Here is a 22,982-nt window from a genome sequence, read left to right as displayed (position 1 = left end):
ACGTCATTTTTGATATGCATAAAAAAGTACGTGTTTTTTATTTAATCTTACTTGTCATCGCAGGCAATCTTACCTCTTTTGCTCAAAACAGTCAAATACCCAGCCCGATTGCAGAGAAACTTTCTGTCGACAACAGTCGTAAATTCGACTATTTCTTTTATGAGGCAATGAATGCCAAAGCGACCAATCAATACGATGCGGTTTTTGACTATCTCAAATACTGTATGGCTATCGATTCTACAAATGCCAATGTATTGTATGAACTCGGCAATTACTATAATTCTATTGAAAGTAAGAATAAAGCTATCGATTATTATCGTAGGGCCACAGTATATGATAGCGACAACTATTACTACAATATGGCATATGGAAGCATGTGTCTCGAGTTTAAGCAATATAGCGATGCCATAGAACAATTCGAAAAATTAGTAGCCAAAGACCCCGACAATACGGATTTATATATCTACCTATCTGAGTCGTACCGTATGGACGGCAATTTGAAAAACGCCATATCGACACTGGACAAACTGGAGCAGATAGTAGGAATGAACGAAAAAATAAGCCTCCAGAAATATCAGCTATATACAATGATGAAGCAGGAAAAACAAGCTTTTGCTGAAATACAGAAGTATATAGACAAATATCCTCACGAAATCAAGTATCAAATACTTCTCGGAGATTTATATTTACAGGCAGGGAAAACGCAGGAAGCGTACATGGTATACAGCCGTGCCAAATCAATCGACCCTGACGACCCCTACCTCATTTCGTCTATGGCCGAATACTACCAGCAGATGGGCAACAAGGATGCTGCAGAAAACGAATTACATATAGCTCTTGTTAGTCCTAAAATGGACATCGATACTAAACTGTCAATCCTAGCGCAGTATGTAGGTACGCTGCAAAGGACGCAAAAAGATACGCAGGCAGCTAACGCCTTGTTCGATACACTGATGATACAGCATCCGCAAGAACCGAAACTCAACCTGATGTACGGCAATCTTTTGATGATGCAAAATAAAAAGGAGGAATCCCGTTTTCAATATCAGCTGTTTGCAGAAGCCAACCCGACCAACCCTGTTGGATGGGAACAGATGCTATATACCACTTTCCCTGACAGCATCGATTTATCCATAAAGGTATGCGAACAAGCACTCACCTATATCACCGACCAGCCACAGTTCTATTTCTATTTAGGAGTCTCCCAATATATGAAAGAGAATTATAAGGACGCGCTCGCGGCTCTGCAAAAAGGAGTAGTATATGTAGATGAGAACAATACAAAGCTTTTGGCTGATTTCTACGGACAGATAGGAGACCTTTATTATCAGATGGAAAAACGCGACAGTGCATTTGTTATCTACGATAAGGCTCTTTCCTACGATCCGAATAACCTGGGTGTGCTGAACAATTATAGTTATTATTTGTCTTTAGTAAAAAAAGATCTCGACAAAGCGGAACGAATGAGTAGTATCACTGTAAAAGCCGAACCTTCGAACCCAACATATCTGGATACATACGGCTGGGTATTATTTGAGCAGGGAGCTTATACCATCGCTAAAATTTATATCGAGAATGCCATAAAGTACAGCCAGGAAAAGAAGGAAGAGGTTAGCGCCGAAGTTCTGGAACACTATGGCGATGTATTATACAAAACGAATGAACCCGATAAAGCCTTGGAATATTGGGAAAAAGCAAAGGAAAAAGGGGATAGCAAGTCTAAAACCCTTGAGAAGAAAATAGAAACAAAAACTTTTATTGCTGAATAATGAGACTAAACGGATTAAATAAAATAGCTGTACTACTGTTCATCATATCCGCATTATTTGCAGGAAGCAGTTGTAAATCGAAAAAAATAATTACCACAGGTGGAACTCTGGAAGAAAAGTCGCATAACCGTATAATTGAAGACGCATTATTCTCGGAAGTTAAGTTCAAAACGCTAACCACCAAAGGGAATGTCGAATTCAAAGCCGGTAATTCTTCCCAAAAAGTACCTGCCGTATTCAAAATGGTAAAGGACAGTATATTACAGGTGTCGATCCGGATTCCTATACTCGGTGGAGAAGCCATGAGATTGACCATCACTCCTGATAGTATCTTTATGGTAGACAGGATGAAAAAACAATATATTGCAGAACGTTTCAAAGATTCGAAAGCTATAGCCGGTTTCGACTTCAACTTTTATAATTTACAGGCTTTATTCACCAACAAATTATTTATTCCGGGCAATCGGGAGGTAACTGAAAAAGACTTTCAGAAGTATGATATATCGTCGGCAAACGATGTATACATGCTGAAGACAAAAGGAAAAGGCGATTTGTTATACAACTTTGCTGTAGATGCCACCAACCATGTGGCTTCAACATTGATCTACAATGAAAAGAAAAAGATAACCCTGCAATGGTCTTACAATGATTTCATCAAAGACAACAATCTGGTATATCCGACTAACATGCAGGCTAAGGTCGATGTTGCAAAAAGGCGTGTCGACATTAATATCACATATGACAAATTGGAAATAGACAAGAGTTTCAGTATAGATAATTCCATATCGCCTAAATATACCAAAGTGGATTTCTCTGATCTTATAGGCACATATATCAAAAAGAAATGAGAGTAGCAGCTTTTCTCTTTATTCTCCTTATCAGCATTTGTTCTTTCGCTCAAAATTCGAAAATAAAAGAACTCGAGCAGCAAAGGAAGAACGCCCTGCGTGAAATATCGAACACCGACAAACTGCTGAAAGAGACTAAAAGAAGCACTACTACCTTACTGGACAGAATACAGCTTATATCCAACCAGATATTCTCACGGCAAAAAGTATTAGACCTTCTGGGGCAGGAAATAACAGGTATAAATGCAGAAGAAAAACGGATCGAATCCGAAATAACGATACTTGAAGCCGAGCTTAAAGACAAGCAGAAAAACTACTCGAAAGCTATTGATGGAATGCTTCAAAACCGCCAAAGCGAGAATAAAATGCTTTTTGTTCTTTCCGGAAAATCTTTGACAGAATCGTACCGGAGGCTCCGTTACCTGCGCGACTACTCGGAATGGAGAAAAGAACAGGCCACAGAAATTAAAGATAAAAGTGCAAAATTAAAAGAGCGAAAAGAAGCGCTAATAAAAACGAAACAGGAAAAAACAGCCTTATTAGGACAGCGCAATACGGAGCAGGAAAACTTAAAGAAGGAAGAAACAAACTACCAGACAGAAGTCAGTGAAGCACAGAAAAAGCAAAAAGACCTGCAAAAAATACTGACTCAAAAACGCCAGCAGGCAGAGGCCCTCGACAGGCAGATAGCTAAATTGATAGCCGAAGAGGTTGCCCGTCAGGAGCGGGAAGCAAAACGTATAGCCGCTGAAAAAGCCCGCGCTGAAGCTGCAAAAAGAACCTCGAAGAAAAGCGGATCTACCACAACCACTGTGACACCGCCTAAAGAGGATGCAGCTAAAGTCGTAGCAACACCCGAAAACATAGCTTTGTCAAACAACTTCGCTTCGAACAGGGGAAGACTCCCTTATCCGATAACAGGCAATTATACCATAACCACACGATTCGGTTCTCATCAGCACAGCCGTTTCGTTACCACATCGAGCAGCGGGATAGATATTCAGTCGCAATCGGGAGCCGAGGCCAAATCCGTCTTCAATGGCGAAGTGACTTATGTCGCGGCCATACCGGGATACAACACCTGTATTATTGTGCGTCACGGAAACTATTATACATTCTACGGAAATATACAAAGTATATATGTAAAGCAAGGTGACAAGGTAAAAACAGGCCAGTCGCTCGGCAAAGTATATACAGATGCGGATACAGGCTTTTCTCAGCTGCATTTCCAGTTGTGGCAGGGGACCAACAAGCTCAATCCTGAACCTTGGTTGAGATAACGTAACCGGACTGCTATGAAAAGAGAACAATTTATAGAATTACCGGGAGTCACGGATCAGAGGGGAAGTCTCTCTTTCATCCAAGCCGGAGATCATATTCCTTTTCCTATTGCATCTATCTGTTGGAAATATGGCAGTCAGCACAGTGACAGCGATATACACAAAGTCCAGGATAAGATAATAGTGGCTTTCTCGGGAAAGTTTACCATCTTGCTTGATAATGGAAACGATGAACGAAGTTACATCCTAAACAATCCATCTCAGGGCCTTTATATTCCAGCCCTAGTGAGTTGCAGGTTTGAAGGCTTTTCACCTGACTCGGTATATCTGGTTATTTCATCGGCGTCTTCTCCTGCCGGATTATCCGGTGAAACAGAGAAAAATCAGTTAAAGACGTTCTCTGTAGAAGATTGTACACTCGTTAAGCTCCCACTAGCACAAAATCGCGCCGAAAATATTTCGTTCAGTATAAACCGCATATTTTATATATACAATATTCCGCCGGGGCAGACAAGGGGTATGCATACCCATAAGTATTGTCACGAAGTACTGGTTGCTACAAACGGAAGTTTTCGGGTAGAACTGGATGACGGGACAACTAAAAAAAACGTAGTGCTCGACCGGCCAGACTATGGCCTGTATATACCACCCGGTATATGGGCAACGGAAACAGAATATTCGTCCGGAGTTGTTTGTCTTGTTCTGGCCTCTGATGTATATGACGCGGAAAATTATATACATACCTATTCGGAATTTAAAAAATACCGGCAGCATGAAAATTAAGCTTTATAGTTCGGAATATAAGGACGCATGGGATAAATTTGTACGCACCTCTAAAAATGGTACATTTCTTTTCTATCGCGACTTTATTGAATACCATGCCGACCGTTTTAGAGATTACTCCCTGATGTTTTATCTGAACGATGTTTTGGTGGCTTTAATGCCAGGACATATGGAGGATAGGATATTTTATTCGCACAAAGGACTTACCTACGGAGGTCTTATTATGGGTGATAAGACTACTGCTGCAAATGTACTTTCCATATTCGAGTATCTTACAACGACATTCCGCCATCAGGGAATCAGGAAGATTATATATAAGGCTGTTCCGCATATCTATCATATTCGTCCTGCCGAAGAGGATTTATACGCGTTGTTCAGATATAAGGCGACACTCACATCGTGTAATATATCTTCTACCCTATTACTTGCGGACAGAACAAAATTTTCGGACTTGCGTAAACGGGGTGTAAAAAAAGCCCAAAAGAACAATTTGGCCGTAAAAAAAACTACAGATTATTCCGGTTTCTGGCAAATACTTTCCCGGAATCTGAAAGATAAATACGAAACAGAGCCTGTTCATTCTTTAGCTGAAATAAATTATCTGAAAAGTAAATTTCCGCGTAACATACATCTGTTCACTATCGGGAATACAGATAGTAGCAGCATAATAGGCGGCTGCCTTGTCTTCGAGACAGAAAGAGTAGCACACGTCCAGTATGTAGCAGCAACAGAGGAAGGTAAAAGACTCGGAGCCATAGATTTGGTTATCGACCATATAATAAATACAGCATTCGCTCACAAAACATACTTCGATTATGGCACATCGACAGAAAACGGAGGCTGGCACCTGAACGAAAATCTGATACACCAAAAGGAAGGATTTGGGACACGGGGAACTGTATATAATATTTATACGATTGATTTATCTATATAGTGTAGCTATCGTTTTTAGCCGATAGCCGGCTCTTTGATATTTTGTATTTACATTTAAGATTCAATGTTTAAGGATTTAAAGATTGATTAGAAAAGTAAAGTAAAAGTGTAATCTTTGTTACTTTTTAAAGTAGTAAGTATTGAGTTAATAAGTAAAACTCTAATTGTTGACTGTTAACTGAATCATGTGTTACCTTTGTTACCTTTTTGTGTCTTTGCGTTTTGGGAGAGATTTTTAAACACACAAAAAAGAGTAATACAGAGTTTTCAGAAAAATAGTAATAATAAGAAATTATGTAAAAAGTGTCAAGTTTGTCAACTTTTATAATGAATAGAAAACTCTCTTTAGAATTATCACATAAACAGAATGAGTTTAAATTCTTTTTTTAGAAAGAAAAGTATCGATAGTATATCCGGAGATGGAGACTCTATCGGGTCAGGAATGAAAAGAGTATTGGGCGTAAGGGACCTTACTCTTTTCGGTATAGCCGCCATTGTTGGCGCAGGTATTTTCAGTACTATCGGGCGGGCGGCATTTCATGGAGGGCCGGCGGTATCGCTTCTCTTTGTATTTGTAGCTATCGCCTGTGTGTTTACAGCCTTGTGTTACGCACAATTTGCGTCCATGATCTCGGTCAGCGGCAGTGCCTATACCTACACATATGTATCATTGGGAGAAATATTCGCATGGGTGATCGGGTGGGCGTTGATACTGGAATATGCCGTATCTAATATGGTAATTGCCATTTCCTGGTCGGAATATTTCACTACCCTGCTCGAAGGTTTTGGCATCATGTGGCCCGACTGGCTTGGCATCGGGTATTCCACAGCCTATAAAGCATATAATATAGTATCGCAAGGTGTAACAGATTTACCATATCACACCATCAAAGCAGCGCAGACATACCAGAATGCGCCCGAGCTTTTCGGCACAAAAATACTAATAAATTTACCTGCCGGATTAGTAGTTACAGCCCTCACATTCCTTGTTTTCATAGGCATTAAGGAATCCAGGTTTGTGAATAACCTGTTGGTGTACCTCAAAATCGGCATCATACTATTAGTCATTGGAGTAGGGGTTTTCTTCGTAAAGCCTGAAAACTGGTCGCCATTCGCACCTAACGGTCTGCAAGGAGTACTGGGAGGAGTAGCTGCTGTATTCTTTGCCTTTATCGGATTCGATTCTATATCTACCACTGCCGAAGAAAGTAAAAATCCGCAACGAGATATGCCACGTGCCATGCTCTACTGCCTGGGTATCTGCACCATACTTTATGTAACAATAGCACTGGTACTGACCGGAATGGTCAACTACAAAGAGTTAGGGGTGGACGATCCTCTGGCATATGTATTTCAGGTAGTGAATATGGACTTTGTTGCAGGTGTAATTTCCGCTACTGCAATTATTGCGATCACAAGCGCTATCCTTGTCTTTCAGATAGGGCAACCGCGCATATGGATGAATATGAGCCGAGACGGGCTCCTTTGGCCTAAGTTTGGAAAAATTCATCCGAAATACAAGACTCCTGCTTTCTCTACTATTATTACAGGAATAGTTGTTTGTGTGCCGTCCCTATTTCTGGATATGCAGTTTGTTGTAGACCTTACCAGTGTGGGCACATTCTTTGCTTTCATCCTTGTATGCGCCGGAGTGTTGTTCCTCGATCATAAAGGGGACAGTAAAAAGGCGAAATTCAAGGTGCCTTATATAAATGGACAGTATATCATTTTCATATTACTCATAGTTGCAGTATATTTGTTCGTCAGTAAGACCGATTTCGGGACAGTCATAAGCGAAAAACCGCTGTTGATCGTTTTCTGGGCTGTATGGCTGGGATTATCGGTGGCGGCATTCAAGTATAAGTTTTCGCTACTGCCTGTAATGGGGATTCTTACCAACTTATACCTGATGACAGAGCTTGGCTGGTCCAACTGGGTCATGTTCATCATCTGGCTGGCAATAGGATTAGTCATATATCTGGGATACGGATATCATAAGAGTAAACTGGCCACTGTTAAAACAGAAGCAACACATATAAAAGAATAAGAAGAATGAAGGAAAAGGAAATGATTTTCGGCATACGTGCTGTAATAGAAGCGATCGAAGCCGGAAAAGAAATAGATAAAGTAATAATCAGGCGTGAACTACAAGGCGACTTGTCGAAAGAACTTCTTGCCCTGCTGAAATCGCATGATGTCGCCGTACAACGTGTACCGAACGAACGACTAGACAGATTTACACGCAAAAACCATCAGGGTGTTATCGCATTCCTTTCGGCTATCACTTACGAAAAGATTGAAGATATCGTTCCTTTCCTTTACGAAAACGGAAAAGATCCTTTCATTCTCGTACTGGACGGTATCACCGATGTCCGTAACTTCGGAGCCATTGCCCGCACCTGCGAAGTGGCAGGCGTTAATGCGATTGTTATTCCCGCAAAAGGGAGTGTGACGGTAAATGCGGATGCGGTGAAAACATCGGCAGGAGCCTTGCTCAAAATCCCGGTTTGCAAAGAACCAAATCTTACTTCAGCAATTCAATTCCTGAGAAACAGCGGAATAAAAGTTGTGGCAGCCAGCGAAAGAGGAGCAGATATCTACACCGAGATAGATTATACAGGCCCTATAGCATTTGTGATGGGTGCTGAGGATGTCGGTGTAGCGAACGAAAATCTTCGCATAGCCGATAATCTGGTAAAAATCCCTCAATTCGGCACTATCGGCTCACTGAATGTCTCGGTGGCTGCGGGAGTACTCATCTATGAAGTTATCCGCCAGAAAGGACTGAAATAAAAACAAAATCTTAAAATATAAAGTGATGAAAAAAGTAATAGCCACAGATAAGGCTCCTGCAGCAATAGGCCCATATAGCCAGGCGATAGAAACGAATGGTTTGATATTTATTTCGGGGCAGCTACCGATCAATCCGGCTACCGGGGATTTTCCATCCGAAGACATTAAAGAGCAGACAGCACAGTCCTTCGAGAATATCAAAGCTATACTTGCCGAAGCAGGGCTTACAACAGATAATATAGTAAAAACAACTGTATTGTTGAATGATATAGCAAACTTTGCCGGGATGAACGAGGTGTATAACGCACAGTTTACCGGAACATTTCCTGCCCGTTCGGCGTTTGCTGTAAAGGATCTGCCTAAAGGTGCTTTGGTAGAGATAGAAGTAATTGCTGCGCGGTGATCGTGGAATAAAAGATAGTTGAAATAAAATATACTTTTGATTATTGCGTTTCTCATTTTGTAGAAACTCAGAAAAATGACTGTTGAAGAGAAATATATGTACCGCTGCCTGCAATTGGCTCAGAACGGGAGAGGCTTTACAAGCCCCAATCCGATGGTAGGCGCGGTTATAGTCCATCAGGGCAAAATTATTGGCGAAGGTTATCATCGTCAGTATGGCAAGGCTCATGCTGAGGTAAATGCGGTAAACAGCGTTAAAGATAAGGCTTTGCTAAAAGATTCTACAATTTATGTCTCCCTTGAGCCATGCTCTCATCATGGAAAGACACCTCCCTGTGCCCAACTAATTATAGACAATCAGATACCTAAGGTTGTTGTTGCATGCCTCGACCCTTACCCTGCCGTATCGGGACGAGGGATAAAAATGCTGCAAGATAGAGGAATAGAGGTTTCTGTAGGAGTATTGGAGAAAGAAGCGCAGGCTCTCAATAGAGCGTTTTTTACCGCGCAAACCCGAAACCGCCCCTACATATACCTGAAATGGGCACAGACCCAGGACGGCTTTATAGATAAAGAACGATGTGATGGTGAAAAGCCACAGCCGACCCCTATTTCGAATGAATTTTCACGGATGCTTGTTCATAAGAAAAGAGCGGAGACAGCAGGTATTATGATAGGAACTAATACTGCAGTAAACGACAATCCATCTCTGACAACACGTTTCTGGTACGGGAAAAACCCTGTGCGGATCATCATAGACAGACAGGGCAGAATACCTTCCGGTTACCAATTATTTGATGGAAAAGTAAAAACAATCATATTTACAGAGAAGGATTTATACGAAAAACAATCCGACAGCGTTATTTATATCCGGACGGACTTTAACGAAAGCCTCTTTGAAAATATATTCTCCATATTGAAAAGTCACAAAATAGACTCGGTCCTTGTCGAAGGCGGACGTGAACTCTTGCAAAGCCTGATAGATATACAAATGTGGGACGAGGCATATATCGAGACTTCAAATGCCTGTTTTGGCAAAGGAGTAAAGGCGCCCGACATCAGGGGATATGTCTTAAACAAAGGGCATTGGGGGACGTCTGAATATGTGCATTTAAGCACTACAGATACTTATAAAATTATATAAATATTAGATTTATTGACGCGTAAGCCGAAATTCTTTCTATTTTTGCACATTGATACTGAATAAATCTGTTTAAACTAATGAGATTGAAGCAAATTACTAAATTATTATTCATCTTTTTATCTGTCTTTGCACTAAGTTCATGTAATGACAGTTCATCTGAATACGATACTTCCGCATTATCGGGAGACTCACAGATTTCGAGTTTCAAAATAGCGGCATTGCCCTATACTGCTATAGATACGGTAAACTATCCGTCACTGGCAACAACAAGGTTCTCTATAGACCAGTTCAGCCGGCTGATATACAATGCCGACTCACTACCCTACCAGACTACTTTGAGGAAATGTGCAGTTACTCTTTCGTATGCTGCCGGGGGTATTGGAAAAGTGGAGTTGGTATACCCTAAGGACTCCGTAGTTGATTGGAATACTACCGATTCGGTAGATTTCTCTACTTATCTCTATCCTAAATTCAGGATAACTCCTTATAATGGTCAAGATCCAAGAGAATATACAGTAAAAATATTGGTACATAAGGTTGATCCGGATACATTGGTTTGGAAAGAAAAAGTTGTAACTAACTACCCTGCTTCTTTCAATAAACAAAAAACGATACTTATAGGCGACACTGTTTTCTATACATTCACTACCGGCTCTGATAATAAAGTATATCTATCCAAAGCAGACAAGCCTGAAAAAGCAGAAGACGCCCTGTCTTATGGTAATAAAGAGGCTGTTTCTACACTCGATGCTTCTACGCTTGTTCTCGAAAGTATAACATTCTTCAACAATAAATTCTATGCTGTAGATCAGAACAAACAAGGATATGTTGCTGATATAAACGGCAAGTCATGGAGCAAAGAGGGAATAAGCAATAATGTGACAAACATTGTTGGTGTAATACCTACATTGGATGCTGCAACTGACTTACTCCTTGTTGTCACCGGAGACCAGTTCGCGACAACTACGGATTTGAAAACATTGGTAGCTAAGGGTACGATAGATAGCGATTTCCCAACAACAGGATATTCATCACTGACTCATAACGATAGAAGTAATCTGAATAATTGCATATTAGCTGTTACGAAAAATATCAGTCCGGGCTATGTGAAGACATGGTCTATAAAGATAGCAAGTGGCAATAGCCTTCAGGTTGCATCTAATCAGTCTAATCCGGTAATCCCTAAAAAAGACGGAGTTGTAACTTTCTTATACAACGGGTATATGTATGCCCTGACAGGAAATAGTTTTTACAAAACGCTAAGCTATGGTTATAAATGGACTACAGCTCCTAACAAGGAGATCTTAGACACAAGGATACCTAAAGCTTCGGGACAATCGGTTATTGTAGATGACGAAAATTATATCTGGGTATTCGGCGGAGTACCGGATTCGGGAACAAGCCCTATACAAAAGGTTTGGATAGGCAGAATAAATAAACTTAGAACAAAACTCTAGATCTCTGAGATTTGAGTGATATACTTTTAGTCCTGCTTTCTGCGTTAGATAAATAAGAACAGATACAGATTAATAAATGGGTAAAAGAAAGATATTATTTACTTTACTATTGATTATTATCTATTCTTCCCTCTCATTCATCGAACTGAAAGCGCAAGATGATTATAAGTATGAGATAGGAGGAATGGCCGGTACATCCTTTTATATGGGGGATGCCAATAAGAGTAAATTGTATCAGAACCCGGGACTGTCGGCAGGAGTTGTCTTCAGATATAACAAAGATCTGAGATGGTCTGTAAAGAGTAATTTTGTAATTGGAAAAGTTTCGGGTGACACCCGTGATTCGGGGAATAAATATCCATTCGGGCAAGAAATATCTTTTAGCCGTATGTTTTATGAACTGGGCAGTCAGATAGAGTTCAACTTCTTCAATTACAGTGATAAATTCGGTTACTTGGGAGCTAAACGCATATCTCCTTATATATTTACGGGAATAGGGTTTACATTAGGCTCGGGTAGCAAAACTTTTTTTGACGCTAATATTCCAATCGGGATTGGAGTAAAATATAAATTGAAGGACAGACTGAATCTTGGATTTGAATTCTCTTTCAGAAAACTATTCAGTGATTCGTTCGATGTTACAAAGGATGGAGATGGACTGAGTCTGGATGCACCTTACAAAATAAATGGAGGTGCCTTTAAGAACAACGACTGGTATTCTCTTACTATGATAAGTTTAACATGGGATTTTGGAGCAAGAATATGTCCTTGCCTGAATATTGATTAATTATTAAACCAAAATACAGATGTCATATCTTGACCAAATAGATAAAACGCGGGTACCTAAGCACATTGCTGTCATAATGGACGGTAACGGGCGATGGGCTAAACGGCAGGACTTGGACCGTACATTCGGTCACAAGGAAGGAATTTCCGCCGTACGCAGAGCTATTGAAGGCGCATCAAGAGCAGAGGTCCGTTATCTTACGCTTTATACATTTTCTACCGAAAACTGGAAACGTCCGGAAGAAGAAGTGAAAGCACTGATGAGCCTGATGGTACAGGCTGTAGCAAATGAAACACCGGAGTTGGTTAAGAATAATGTCCGGGTGAAAGTTATCGGAGACATTGACCGGTTACCTGAAGATACTAAAAAAGCATTGGACTATTGCCTTGAGACCACATCTGTATGTACTGGCACAACCGTTATCTTAGCTTTAAGCTATTCTTCTAAATGGGAGTTGACCAGAGCAATGAAAAATATAGTGATTGACGTTAAGTCCGGAAAGATAGAACTAGATGCAATAACAGAAGACCTTGTCTCATCTTATCTGGAAACAAAAGGTATTCCAGATCCTGATATATTGGTAAGGACCGGAGGAGAGTTACGCATAAGTAATTTCCTTCTTTGGCAGATTGCTTATTCCGAGCTCTTTTTCTCCGATGAATTATGGCCTGATTTTAATGAAGAATCCTTATATAAAGCGATTGTTGATTTCCAGAACAGAGAAAGACGATTCGGAAAGACGAGTGAACAAATTTCAGGAAAATCATGATCATTCTATGTCAACTCTATACTATAGATAATAAAAACAGGTTTAAATATTAGAAAGTAACTACGAAACAAAATATGTTCAAAAAAAGTTTATTTTTTCTATTCATTATCTTCTTCTGCTCAATTTCAACAGCCGTAAAAGCTCAGGGAATTACAGACAGTGCAGAAATTAAAAATGTGAATAAAGCCCTTCAGGTGAATGTGGACAGCCTGCCCGTTATCTCATACAATACCAGTAAGAAATACGAAATAGCAGACATGAAGCTTTCCGGCATCGTAAATCCTATGTACGAAGACTTCACATTATTCGGATTTGCCCAGCTACAAGTTGGAGACAAGATTGAGATCCCGGGACCGGAAATAACAAATGCGGTAAAACGCTTCTGGAGACAAGGATTATTCTCTGATGTAAAAATTCTGGCTACAAAGATTGAAGGAAATAAGATATGGTTAGAGATAAACCTGAAAGAACGTCCTCGTATATCAGACATAGTATATACCGGAATGAAAAAAAGTGAGCGGCAGGATATTGAAGCCAAGATAGGTATGGTGAAGAACCTGCAAATCACACCGAACCAAATGGACCGGGCTAAAACTATCATAAAGAAATATTTCGATGAAAAAGGGTTTACCAAAGCCGAAATCACATTAAGTGACAAGCCTGACTTATCTAAAGAAAATCACGTTATCCTTAATATTGATGTAGTTAAGAAGAACAAGACAAAAGTCAACAAGATCACGATAGAAGGTAATACTGAAGTAAAGGCCAGAACGCTGGAGAAAGCAATGAAAAAGACTCGCCACAAGAGTAATTTTCAGGCTTGGATAGCAAACTTCCTTCGTTCTACCAAATTCGTATCCGAAAGCTATGAAGAAGATAAAGAACTCCTCATAGAAAAATATAACGAACTTGGTTACCGGGACGCTGTGATCACATGGGACACCGTCTATGCTGATGCCCAGAAACCGGACAAAGTGGATATAGAAATCAAGGTGGATGAAGGGAAACAATACTTCCTTAAAGATGTAAAATGGGTTGGAAACACTGTTTATCCTACATGGCAGTTACAGCAATTGCTAAATATGAAGCCGGGTGATGTATATAATCAAAAGAAATTGACAGAGCAATTATCTGCTAATGAAGAGTCTGTGATGAACTACTTCTATCAAAACCACGGTTATATATTCTCTAATGCCGATCCAGTGGAAGTAAATATAGCCAATGACTCTATTGATTTGGAAATACGTATCTCTGAAGGCCCGAAAGCTTCGATCCGGAAAGTAACTATAGCTGGTAATGACCGTGTATATGAAGATGTTGTACGTCGCGAATTACGGGTTAAGCCGGGAGCACTTTATAGCCGCGACGACATTGTGCGTTCGCTGCGTGAAATCGCACAAACAGGGCACTTCGATCCTGAAAACTTAAATCCGGGTATTGTACCGGATCCCGAATCAGGAACGGTGGATATCAACCTGCCATTAGTGTCTAAAGCAAATGACCAGGTAGAATTCTCTGCCGGATGGGGACAGACTGGTATTATAGGAAAATTAAGTTTGAAATTCTCGAACTTCTCATTAAAGAATATGTTAAATCCTAAATCATATAAAGGGATTATTCCTCAGGGAGAAGGTCAGACACTTACATTGAGTGCTCAGACAAATGCTAAATACTATCAATCATACTCCGCATCCTTTATGGATCCTTGGTTTGGTGGCAAGCGTCCAAACTCTTTATCGGTAGGAGTATATTATTCAAGACAAACGGACATCAATAGCCGCTATATCAACAATAGTTACGGCTCAGGTTACGGATATGGATATGGTTACGGATATGGGTATGGAAGCGGATACGGAAGCGGATATAGCGACTATAGTTTCGCAGCCGACCCTAATAAATCTATCCAGATGATCGGAGCCTCGGTAGGATATGGTAAACGCCTGAGCTGGCCGGATGACTACTTCTTTGTACAAGCCGAATTATCTTATCAGTTATATAGAATGAAAGACTGGGCATACTTTATTGTAAAAGATGGGGTTTGTAACAACCTAAGTGTGAATCTTTCATTGAACAGGCGCTCTATCGACAATCCGGTATATACCCGTCGTGGTACGGATATATCCCTTAGCTTGCAGATAACTCCTCCTTTCTCTGCTTTTGACGGTAAAGATTATGCTAACATGAAATCGGATGAATATGGCTATGAACCGGGTGAAAAATTCAAATGGATAGAATATCATAAGTGGAAATTTAAAGCTAAAACTTTTACCTCCTTATATGATACACAAAAGACACCGGTGTTGATGACCCGCACAGAATATGGATTTGTCGGATATTTCAACAAAAATAAGAAATCTCCATTCGAAACATTCTATATGGGAGGTGATGGTATGTCAGGATATTCAAGTACATATGCTACAGAAACGATCGGACTACGGGGTTACGAAAACGGATCATTAGGTACACAGGCAAGTGCATACTCACGTTTAGCACTTGAGTTAAGATACCCTCTTATTCTGGAACCATCATCAACAATCTATTTGCTGACATTTGTTGAAGCCGGTAATGCATGGAACGACCTGAAGAAATTCAATCCATTCGACCTTAAACGTTCTGCCGGTGTAGGAGCACGTATCATGCTCCCAATGATCGGACTTATGGGTATAGACTGGGCATATGGATTTGATGCACCCAACAATTCAACTGAGAAGAGTGGCAGCCAATTCCACTTTATTATCGGACAAGAGTTTTAATCAACCGGAAATTAACATTATTTATAGGAACCGGAATAAACAAATGCATAAACTGTGTGTCTAATATATATCATCAAAAATCAACAGTTATGAAAAGAATATTTTTACTATTAGCTTTATTTATAGGAATAACCGCAGGAAGCTATGCTCAAAAGTTTGCTCTTATAGATATGGAATATATATTGAAAAATATAAGTAGTTATGAGACCGCACAGGAACAACTTGACGTAATGTCTAAAAAATGGCAGGGCGAAGTAGAGAAAGTGCAACTCGACGTAAAGAACATGTACAAAAAATATCAGGCCGATCTTGTTTTCCTATCTGCAGAACAAAAGACAAAAAGGGAAAATGAAATCGTGGAGACAGAAAAAAGCCTGCAGGAACTGAACAAGAAATATTTTGGACCAGAGGGAGAACTTTTCAAGAAGAGGGAAGCCTTGGTGAAACCCATTCAGGATGATATATATAATGCTATAAAAGAAATATCCGAAGCCAAAGGCTATCAGCTTGTTCTCGACAGGGCATCGGCAGAAAGTGTTATTTTTGCTTCTCCCAGAATAGACATTAGCAATGAAGTTCTGGCAAAACTCGGATATTCAAAATAATTATTTATATTTGTCCTCAATAATATAGAATTAACCACTTAAAAGAACTTATAACTATGTTTAAAAAGCTAATCCTATTGCTTATAGTAATAGCTCCAATGTCAATGTTCGCTCAGGATAAAATTGCATATATCAATGCAAATGAGATCTTTTCCAAGATGCCTGAACTAAAAGACGTTGAAACTAAACTTGCAGCAAAAAGCGAAACAATTAAAAAGAATGCAGCAGCTATAGAAGCTGAATACACAAAGAAAGTAGAAGAGTTCCAAAAGGACACTACAAATTTAACAGAAAGCATTCTTCTCGACAGACAAACTCAATTGGATGGACTAAGAGATAGGTATCAAAACTTTGTTCAAACAAGCCAAGCGGAATTTGAGAAAGAACAACAAACGCTAATCACTCCTATTCAGCAAAAAATGAGACAAGCTATCAAAGATGTTGGCGATGAGAACAACTATGCATATATTTTAGATGCTGCAACGTTGTTACATATAGGCTCACATGCAACAGATGCGAGCAAAATGGTAAAAACTAAGTTAGGAATTACAGACTAGTAAGTCACATACATAAAATAAGAATAGGCTAACCCGATAAGGATTAGCCTATTCTTATATTAGCTTGCTGACTATCTTTATATCTTAGCCAAAGCTTGTTCCAAATCGGCCTTTATATCATTGACGTTCTCAATGCCGACAGAGATACGAAGTAAGCCCGGTATTGCTCCCGTAGCCACTTTCTCTTCGTCCGACAACTGTTCATGGGTAGTCGTTGCAGGATGAATTATCAAAGATTTGGCATCCCCTACATTCGCTAAATGGCTTATCAGTTCAAGAGAGTTTATCACTTTGTCGGCATTTTCGCCTGAGCCCTTTACCTTAAAGGAAAGAACTCCGCCAAATCCGTTCTTGAAATACTTCTTAGCCAGACTATGATAAGGACTGCTTTCAAGTCCCGGATAGTTCACATATTCCACTTTAGGGTGCTGTTCCAACCACTTTGCAATAGCCAACGTATTTTCTACATGGCGCTCAACTCGCAAAGACAATGTTTCCAAACCTTGCAACAAGAGGAAGGAGTTGAACGGGCTGATTGTATTGCCCCAATCACGAAGCCCCTCTACACGGGCGCGGATAGTAAAGGCAATATTACCGAACGGGCCATTTGCCCCAAAGACATCCCAGAACACCAAACCATGATAGCTTTCGGAAGGTGCTGTAAATTCCGGGAACTTACCATTACCCCAGTTGAACTTTCCACTATCTACAATAACACCTCCCAGGGAAGTACCATGTCCGCCAATCCACTTGGTAGCACTTTCTACGACAATGGTTGCCCCATGTTCCAAAGGACGGAACAAGTAGCCTCCTGCCCCAAAAGTGTTATCTACAATCAATGGAATGTCGTGTTTATTAGCCACAGCTGCAATAGCCTCAAAATCGGGTATATTCAAATCGGGATTACCTATTGTTTCCAGATAGATCGCTTTTGTATTGCTGTCTACCAGCTTTTCGAAAGAAGCAGGTTCGTCATCCGGTGTAAAACGTGCTTCTACTCCCAAACGTTTGAATTGCGATTTGAACTGGTTATATGTACCACCGTAAAGATGAGATGTAGTGACAAAATTATCTCCTGCCGACAATATATTATTTAACGCAATGAATTGTGCAGACTGACCGGAAGAAGTAGCCAGAGCCGAGGCTCCACCCTCAAGAGCAGCAATACGCTTTTCGAAAACATCTGTAGTCGGATTCATCAGACGGGTATAGATATTTCCAAACTTGCGCAGACCGAACAAATCGGCTCCATACTGTGCATCGTCGAATGTATATGAACTTGTCTGATATATAGGAACTGCACGCGAACGCGTCACCGGCTCTTTTTCCTGTCCGGCATGTACTTGAAGGGTTTCAAATTTATACTTACTCATCTCTATAATTTTTTATATGATATATATTATTAAAAAAGTAATAAAAGTAACACGGGATTGGCTGTTAGCTTTTGAGTCTGTAACCGATAACTATTAAAAAAGTAACACTTCTCACAGTCAATGATCAACGATCAAAAAGCCTTGCACTAATAACTTAGATATAGATAAATATCTTATACAATGATAACAGTTACTATAATAAGTATGAGTAACCGGCAATAAGGCCAATTACTCAACTAAATCTAATAACCAAACAATTTAACTATATACATGATTAAAGGGGATACTCTTCAAAGGCATACAGCACTGTAGATAAGTAGCGCTCGCCTGTATCAGGTAAGATAACAACTATGTTCTTACCCTTATTTTCAGGTTTCCTTGCCAACAGAGTTGCTGCATAAGCTGCCGCTCCGGAAGATATTCCGACTAGCAGACCTTCCTCTCTGGCCAACTCACGGCTTGTGCGTATTGCATCATCATTACTAACCTGAATTATTCCATCCACAAAAGAAGCATCATATGTTTTGGGTATAAAACCGGCTCCGATACCTTGTATCTTGTGTGGTCCCGGTGTGCCCCCCGACAGAACAGGAGAATCAGCAGGTTCAACTGCTATAATCTTTACATTCGGGTTGTATTTTTTCAATGTTTCTCCTACTCCGCTCACTGTACCTCCTGTACCTACTCCGGATACAAAAATATCGACCTTCCCGTCCGTATCCCGCCAAATTTCTTCAGCTGTAGTACGTTTGTGAATCGCGGGGTTAGCGGGGTTAGCAAATTGCTGCAAGATCACTGCTTTCGGATTTTCCTTCTGCAATTCTTCAGCTTTTGCAATAGCGCCTTTCATGCCTTCAGGACCAGGCGTTAAAACAATATTAGCACCTAATGCTTTCAGTAAATTGCGACGCTCGATACTCATCGTCTCCGGCATTGTCAATGTCAGCTTATACCCTTTAGCTGCGGCGACAAAAGCAAGCCCGATACCTGTATTGCCACTGGTTGGCTCTATCAGTTCGCTGTCAGATTTTAGAACACCCGATGCCTCAGCATCTTCTATCATCGCATTGGCAATACGGTCTTTTACACTCGAAGCAGGATTGAAATATTCCAGCTTTCCGATCACAGAGGCTTCAAGCCCGTGTTTTTTATTATAATTTGAAAGCTCCAGTAATGGAGTGTTACCAATAAGGTCTGTTAATTTTTTAGCAATTTTTCCCATAAGATTATAATTTTAATATCTGATTTTCAATAATACAAAGGTATATGGTATTCTGCATTTATGAAATCGCTAAAGTAAGGTATTTTCATACCATAAACATGGTATATTTCAAGTCAGAATAGTTGTATTGATCCATATTCGAATAAAAATTCGTCGGTTAATTTGCGGATTAAAAATACATTCGTATATTTACGAACAATAAATATTGAGTCTATGTCAAAGAAAGAATTAACAGCCGATCAGGAACAATTAGCCCGTTTTGCTAAAGCATTAGGACATCCTATTCGTATTGCCATACTTGAAATGCTTGCCAATCAATCATGCTGCTATCATGGCGATATGTCAGAGGTTTTGCCCATTGCCAAAAGCACGCTGTCTCAGCATTTGAATGAACTAAAAGATGCAGGATTAATTCAGGGGACAATTACATTACCCACCGTGAAATATTGTATCAATAACGAGAACTGGAATAAAGCTAAAGAACTATTTGGTGTTTTTTTTACTCAATTACAGAAAACAGACGATATTTGCTGATATTATGGACATCAGGTTTGCAACAAAAAAGGATATCCCTGCTATTAAAGAGTTATTCCGTTCAACTATCCTTGCGGTCAATTTGAAAGACTATACACCCGAACAGGTCGGATGCTGGGCTGCAAGGGGAGAAGACGTGAGTGTATGGGAGGAACGGATAAATGAGCAATACTTTATACTTGCCGAGGAAAACAATACAATATTAGGGTTTGCTGCCCTAAAATTGTCAGGGTATTTAAATTCTATGTTTGTCCATAAGGACTATCAGGGGAAGGGCATTGCAACATTCTTACTTAAAAAGATTGAAGAATATGCACGGTTAAAAGATATTTCAGAAATAACTGCTGATGTCAGTATTACAGCCCAACCTTTCTTCTCAAAAAAAGGCTATGTTATTTTGGAACAACAGACCGTTTGCATTGGTATTTCCATGACAAACTATAAAATGTCAAAAGTTTTATCCTGATCTTTTTTTAAGATAAGCATTCGTTATTCGACGAAATAGGAACTGTTAGTATAAACACGAAATTATAAACAATATGAGAATTTTAATTCTGTGTACAGGAAATAGTTGCCGTAGCCAGATGGCACACGGATTTTTACAATCATTCGATCCTTCATTGTCTGTTTATTCGGCAGGGACAAAAGCAAGCGGAAAAGTAAATCCAAAGGCAATAGAAGTCATGCAGGATGCAGGGGTGGATATTTCGCACCATACATCCGATAGTGTAGAGCAATATATGAATGATGAATGGGATTATGTGATAACCGTTTGCGGTGGTGCAAATGAAAGCTGTCCTGCATTCTCGGGAAAAGTAAAGAACCGTCTGCATATCGGTTTTGATGATCCGTCCGAAGCTACGGGAACACCCGAGTTTATTCAATCCGAGTATATCAGGGTAAGGGATGAAATCAAAACAGCATTTTATAAATTATACACCGATAAGATAAAAGGTCATGAGTAAAAAGAAAATGAGTTTCTTAGATAAGAACTTAACACTTTGGATATTCCTTGCAATGGCTATCGGTGTAGGATTGGGGTATTTTATCCCGTCTTTCAGCAGCTACATAGATTCCATGTCGAGCGGAACAACAAATATTCCTCTGGCAATCGGTCTAATCCTGATGATGTACCCGCCATTAGCAAAAGTAGATTACAAACAACTGCCGAAAGTTTTCAAGAATGTCAGAATACTGACTGTCTCGTTAGTACTAAATTGGATTATCGGACCTGTCTTAATGTTCTTACTTGCCATTCTCTTTTTACATGATTATCCCGAATACATGGTTGGGGTTATCCTGATAGGTCTTGCACGGTGTATTGCAATGGTGCTTGTATGGAACGATCTGGCAGAAGGCAATACTGAATACGGTGCAGGGCTTGTCGCCCTGAACAGTATCTTTCAAGTGTTCTTTTACAGTTTTTACGCTTGGATATTCGTTACCAAATTACCCCCATTATTCGGCTTTGAAGGTGCGATAGTGGATATATCCATAGGCACAATAGCAGAAACAGTCGCTATCTATTTGGGGATTCCTTTTCTCATGGGGATTCTTAGCAGTCTAATATTGGTTAAAATCAAAGGAGAACAATGGTATAAGGATAAGTTTATCCCTGCCATCTCGCCTATTACCCTGATAGCGTTATTATTTACCATTGTGTTAATGTTTAGTCTCAAAGGGGAACTGATCGTACAAATACCATTGGATGTAGTGCGCATAGCCATACCGCTACTAATCTATTTTGTAGTCATGTTCTTCCTCAGCTTCTTTGCAGGAAGATTAATGGGTGCATCTTATGATAAAAATGCTTCGATAGCATTTACAGCCACAGGTAATAACTTTGAACTGGCTATTGCAGTTGCAATAGGTGTCTTCGGATTGCATAGCGGGCAGGCTTTTGCAGGCGTAGTCGGTCCGCTTGTCGAAGTGCCTGTACTTATACTGTTGGTAAATATTGCCTTTTGGTTGAAAAGAAAATATTATAAATAAGAAGAAATTAACGTCAATATTTATATATGGATTGTTGTTAATCTCCGATATTTACAAAAGTCTGCTGCTTATTATATTCAGCTCTATATTCGGTTGGAGTTTTACCTATATGCAGTTTAAACATCCGGTTGAAATATGAAATGTTATCTATCGCCAATTCGAGAGCAATATCCCTGATGGAGATATCAGTAGTAAGTAACAACAGTTGAGCCTTTTCTATCTTTTTCAGATTTATATATTTCAACGGTGTGCATTCCATTTCTTTCTTGAATATCCTGATAAAATGATCCTTGGTTATACAGGCTATATCAGCCAGTTGGTCTATAGATATATCCTTATCCGTATTTTCATGTATATATTTTAATCCGCTGGTTATCCGGCTATCTTTATTATCCGATTTAACCTTGGCCGTCGCAAAAAACTTAGCTATCAGCTGGTATAATATACCTTGCGTTTCAATGATGGAATGCCGGGGTATCTTATTATTATCGGCAATATATTGTGAAAAATTCGGAAGATTGTCATATAACTCGGGGTCGATGTTGCTTAAATGGCGTTCAGGATTAATTTTTAGCAACCTCTCTGTTAATAATAAATCTAAAGATTCCGCTTTTATCCCTACCGGAAAATCATATTTGTCGAATACCGATTCCTTATTCATCGCCCTTTCATAGAAATGGATATAGTACAGTGAGAAATAGCCGTCGCATTCATCATTATGCAGGGTAAAAGGCGGTGTCAGGTAGATATGACCGGGCTTTAGTGTATATAATTTGCCTCCAATCTTTGTACGTGCCTCTCCTTCTTTCACATAATATATTCTGGCGAAAGGGCTATAGATATTTTTCCAGTTCCAGTTTGCATTGAGCTCCGAATAGCCAATGTTCAGGAGTATAAAATCAAGGTTATCACCAATATCGTACATAAATATGTGTCGCTTTAATGTCATTCAAGTAAATCATAAATATACTTATTTATAAT

General features: G+C 39.7%; 22 protein-coding genes. 19 read left to right on the top strand and 3 right to left on the bottom strand.

Annotated elements, in window-relative coordinates; all coding sequences use genetic code 11:
- Positions 1 to 14 precede the first annotated feature (14 nt).
- The 15 genes from IR083_RS17905 (at position 15) to IR083_RS17835 (ending at position 16,880) form a co-directional block, all read left to right on the top strand.
- A complete protein-coding gene (locus IR083_RS17905; RefSeq protein WP_006800913.1) occupies positions 15 to 1,769 on the top strand; it encodes a tetratricopeptide repeat protein in 1,755 nt (584 codons plus the stop codon).
- Positions 1,769 to 2,617: a DUF4292 domain-containing protein gene (locus tag IR083_RS17900; protein ID WP_006800914.1), complete on the top strand. Its 849-nt coding sequence runs from the start codon at positions 1,769 to 1,771 to the stop codon at positions 2,615 to 2,617. The genes IR083_RS17905 and IR083_RS17900 overlap by 1 nt, the downstream gene beginning before the upstream one ends.
- Complete coding sequence (locus IR083_RS17895; RefSeq protein ID WP_006800915.1) at positions 2,614 to 3,897, top strand: murein hydrolase activator EnvC family protein; 1,284 nt, start codon at positions 2,614 to 2,616, stop codon at positions 3,895 to 3,897. The genes IR083_RS17900 and IR083_RS17895 overlap by 4 nt, the downstream gene beginning before the upstream one ends.
- 15 nt (positions 3,898 to 3,912) lie before the next feature.
- Entirely contained in the window at positions 3,913 to 4,680 is a 768-nt protein-coding gene (locus IR083_RS17890; protein ID WP_006800916.1) for a WxcM-like domain-containing protein, read from the top strand.
- Complete coding sequence (locus IR083_RS17885; RefSeq protein ID WP_006800917.1) at positions 4,670 to 5,614, top strand: hypothetical protein; 945 nt, start codon at positions 4,670 to 4,672, stop codon at positions 5,612 to 5,614. Before IR083_RS17890 ends, IR083_RS17885 begins: the two co-directional genes overlap by 11 nt.
- A gap of 366 nt (positions 5,615 to 5,980) precedes the next feature.
- A complete protein-coding gene (locus IR083_RS17880; protein ID WP_006800918.1) occupies positions 5,981 to 7,660 on the top strand; it encodes an amino acid permease in 1,680 nt (559 codons plus the stop codon).
- Positions 7,661 to 7,665: 5 nt separating this feature from the next.
- Positions 7,666 to 8,406, top strand: coding sequence for a 23S rRNA (guanosine(2251)-2'-O)-methyltransferase RlmB (gene rlmB, locus IR083_RS17875; protein ID WP_006800919.1), 741 nt, complete (start codon positions 7,666 to 7,668; stop codon positions 8,404 to 8,406).
- A 25-nt stretch (positions 8,407 to 8,431) separates the two neighbouring features.
- Positions 8,432 to 8,809, top strand: coding sequence for a RidA family protein (locus tag IR083_RS17870; protein WP_006800920.1), 378 nt, complete (start codon positions 8,432 to 8,434; stop codon positions 8,807 to 8,809).
- A 75-nt stretch (positions 8,810 to 8,884) separates the two neighbouring features.
- On the top strand, positions 8,885 to 9,952 hold the full coding sequence (gene ribD / locus IR083_RS17865) for a bifunctional diaminohydroxyphosphoribosylaminopyrimidine deaminase/5-amino-6-(5-phosphoribosylamino)uracil reductase RibD (protein WP_194225312.1): 1,068 nt from the start codon (positions 8,885 to 8,887) through the stop codon (positions 9,950 to 9,952).
- A 77-nt stretch (positions 9,953 to 10,029) separates the two neighbouring features.
- The gene (locus IR083_RS17860; RefSeq protein ID WP_006800922.1) at positions 10,030 to 11,409 is read left to right on the top strand and encodes a DUF6242 domain-containing protein; all 1,380 of its coding nucleotides are present in this window, start codon (positions 10,030 to 10,032) and stop codon (positions 11,407 to 11,409) included.
- A gap of 76 nt (positions 11,410 to 11,485) precedes the next feature.
- A complete protein-coding gene (locus tag IR083_RS17855; RefSeq protein WP_006800923.1) occupies positions 11,486 to 12,196 on the top strand; it encodes a DUF6089 family protein in 711 nt (236 codons plus the stop codon).
- 19 nt (positions 12,197 to 12,215) lie between these two features.
- The gene (locus tag IR083_RS17850) at positions 12,216 to 12,965 is read left to right on the top strand and encodes an isoprenyl transferase (protein ID WP_194225311.1); all 750 of its coding nucleotides are present in this window, start codon (positions 12,216 to 12,218) and stop codon (positions 12,963 to 12,965) included.
- A 74-nt stretch (positions 12,966 to 13,039) separates the two neighbouring features.
- Complete coding sequence (gene bamA / locus IR083_RS17845; protein WP_194225310.1) at positions 13,040 to 15,718, top strand: outer membrane protein assembly factor BamA; 2,679 nt, start codon at positions 13,040 to 13,042, stop codon at positions 15,716 to 15,718.
- 89 nt (positions 15,719 to 15,807) lie between these two features.
- The gene (locus IR083_RS17840; protein WP_006800926.1) at positions 15,808 to 16,323 is read left to right on the top strand and encodes an OmpH family outer membrane protein; all 516 of its coding nucleotides are present in this window, start codon (positions 15,808 to 15,810) and stop codon (positions 16,321 to 16,323) included.
- A 56-nt stretch (positions 16,324 to 16,379) separates the two neighbouring features.
- Positions 16,380 to 16,880 carry an OmpH family outer membrane protein gene (locus IR083_RS17835; protein WP_006800927.1) on the top strand — a complete coding sequence of 167 codons (501 nt, stop codon included), beginning with the start codon at positions 16,380 to 16,382 and terminating at the stop codon, positions 16,878 to 16,880.
- 77 nt (positions 16,881 to 16,957) lie between these two features.
- Here the strand turns inward: IR083_RS17835 and IR083_RS17830 are convergent, their stop codons facing one another.
- The gene (locus IR083_RS17830; protein WP_194225309.1) at positions 16,958 to 18,253 is read right to left on the bottom strand and encodes an O-acetylhomoserine aminocarboxypropyltransferase/cysteine synthase family protein; all 1,296 of its coding nucleotides are present in this window, start codon (positions 18,251 to 18,253) and stop codon (positions 16,958 to 16,960) included.
- Positions 18,254 to 18,527: 274 nt separating this feature from the next.
- The gene (gene cysK / locus IR083_RS17825; protein WP_006800929.1) at positions 18,528 to 19,475 is read right to left on the bottom strand and encodes a cysteine synthase A; all 948 of its coding nucleotides are present in this window, start codon (positions 19,473 to 19,475) and stop codon (positions 18,528 to 18,530) included.
- A 213-nt stretch (positions 19,476 to 19,688) separates the two neighbouring features.
- Between cysK and IR083_RS17820 the strand changes: the two genes are divergently transcribed.
- The 4 genes from IR083_RS17820 (at position 19,689) to arsB (ending at position 22,001) form a co-directional block, all read left to right on the top strand.
- Complete coding sequence (locus IR083_RS17820; protein WP_006800930.1) at positions 19,689 to 20,009, top strand: ArsR/SmtB family transcription factor; 321 nt, start codon at positions 19,689 to 19,691, stop codon at positions 20,007 to 20,009.
- A gap of 4 nt (positions 20,010 to 20,013) precedes the next feature.
- Positions 20,014 to 20,475: a GNAT family N-acetyltransferase gene (locus tag IR083_RS17815; protein WP_199343246.1), complete on the top strand. Its 462-nt coding sequence runs from the start codon at positions 20,014 to 20,016 to the stop codon at positions 20,473 to 20,475.
- Positions 20,476 to 20,548: 73 nt separating this feature from the next.
- The gene (locus IR083_RS17810) at positions 20,549 to 20,974 is read left to right on the top strand and encodes an arsenate reductase ArsC (RefSeq protein WP_006800932.1); all 426 of its coding nucleotides are present in this window, start codon (positions 20,549 to 20,551) and stop codon (positions 20,972 to 20,974) included.
- Positions 20,967 to 22,001, top strand: coding sequence for an ACR3 family arsenite efflux transporter (arsB, locus tag IR083_RS17805; RefSeq protein WP_194225308.1), 1,035 nt, complete (start codon positions 20,967 to 20,969; stop codon positions 21,999 to 22,001). The genes IR083_RS17810 and arsB overlap by 8 nt, the downstream gene beginning before the upstream one ends.
- Positions 22,002 to 22,038: 37 nt before the next feature.
- Here arsB and IR083_RS17800 read toward each other — a convergent pair whose 3' ends face one another.
- Entirely contained in the window at positions 22,039 to 22,926 is an 888-nt protein-coding gene (locus IR083_RS17800) for an AraC family transcriptional regulator (protein ID WP_194225307.1), read from the bottom strand.
- Between the last annotated feature and the right edge of the window lie 56 nt (positions 22,927 to 22,982).

This window comes from Dysgonomonas sp. GY75 (genome assembly GCF_015234155.1).
In the GTDB taxonomy this organism is placed as follows: Bacteria; Bacteroidota; Bacteroidia; order Bacteroidales; family Dysgonomonadaceae; genus Dysgonomonas; species Dysgonomonas gadei.
Note: the sequence above shows the minus strand (reverse complement) of the source record. Positions and strands in the feature narration are given on the sequence as shown.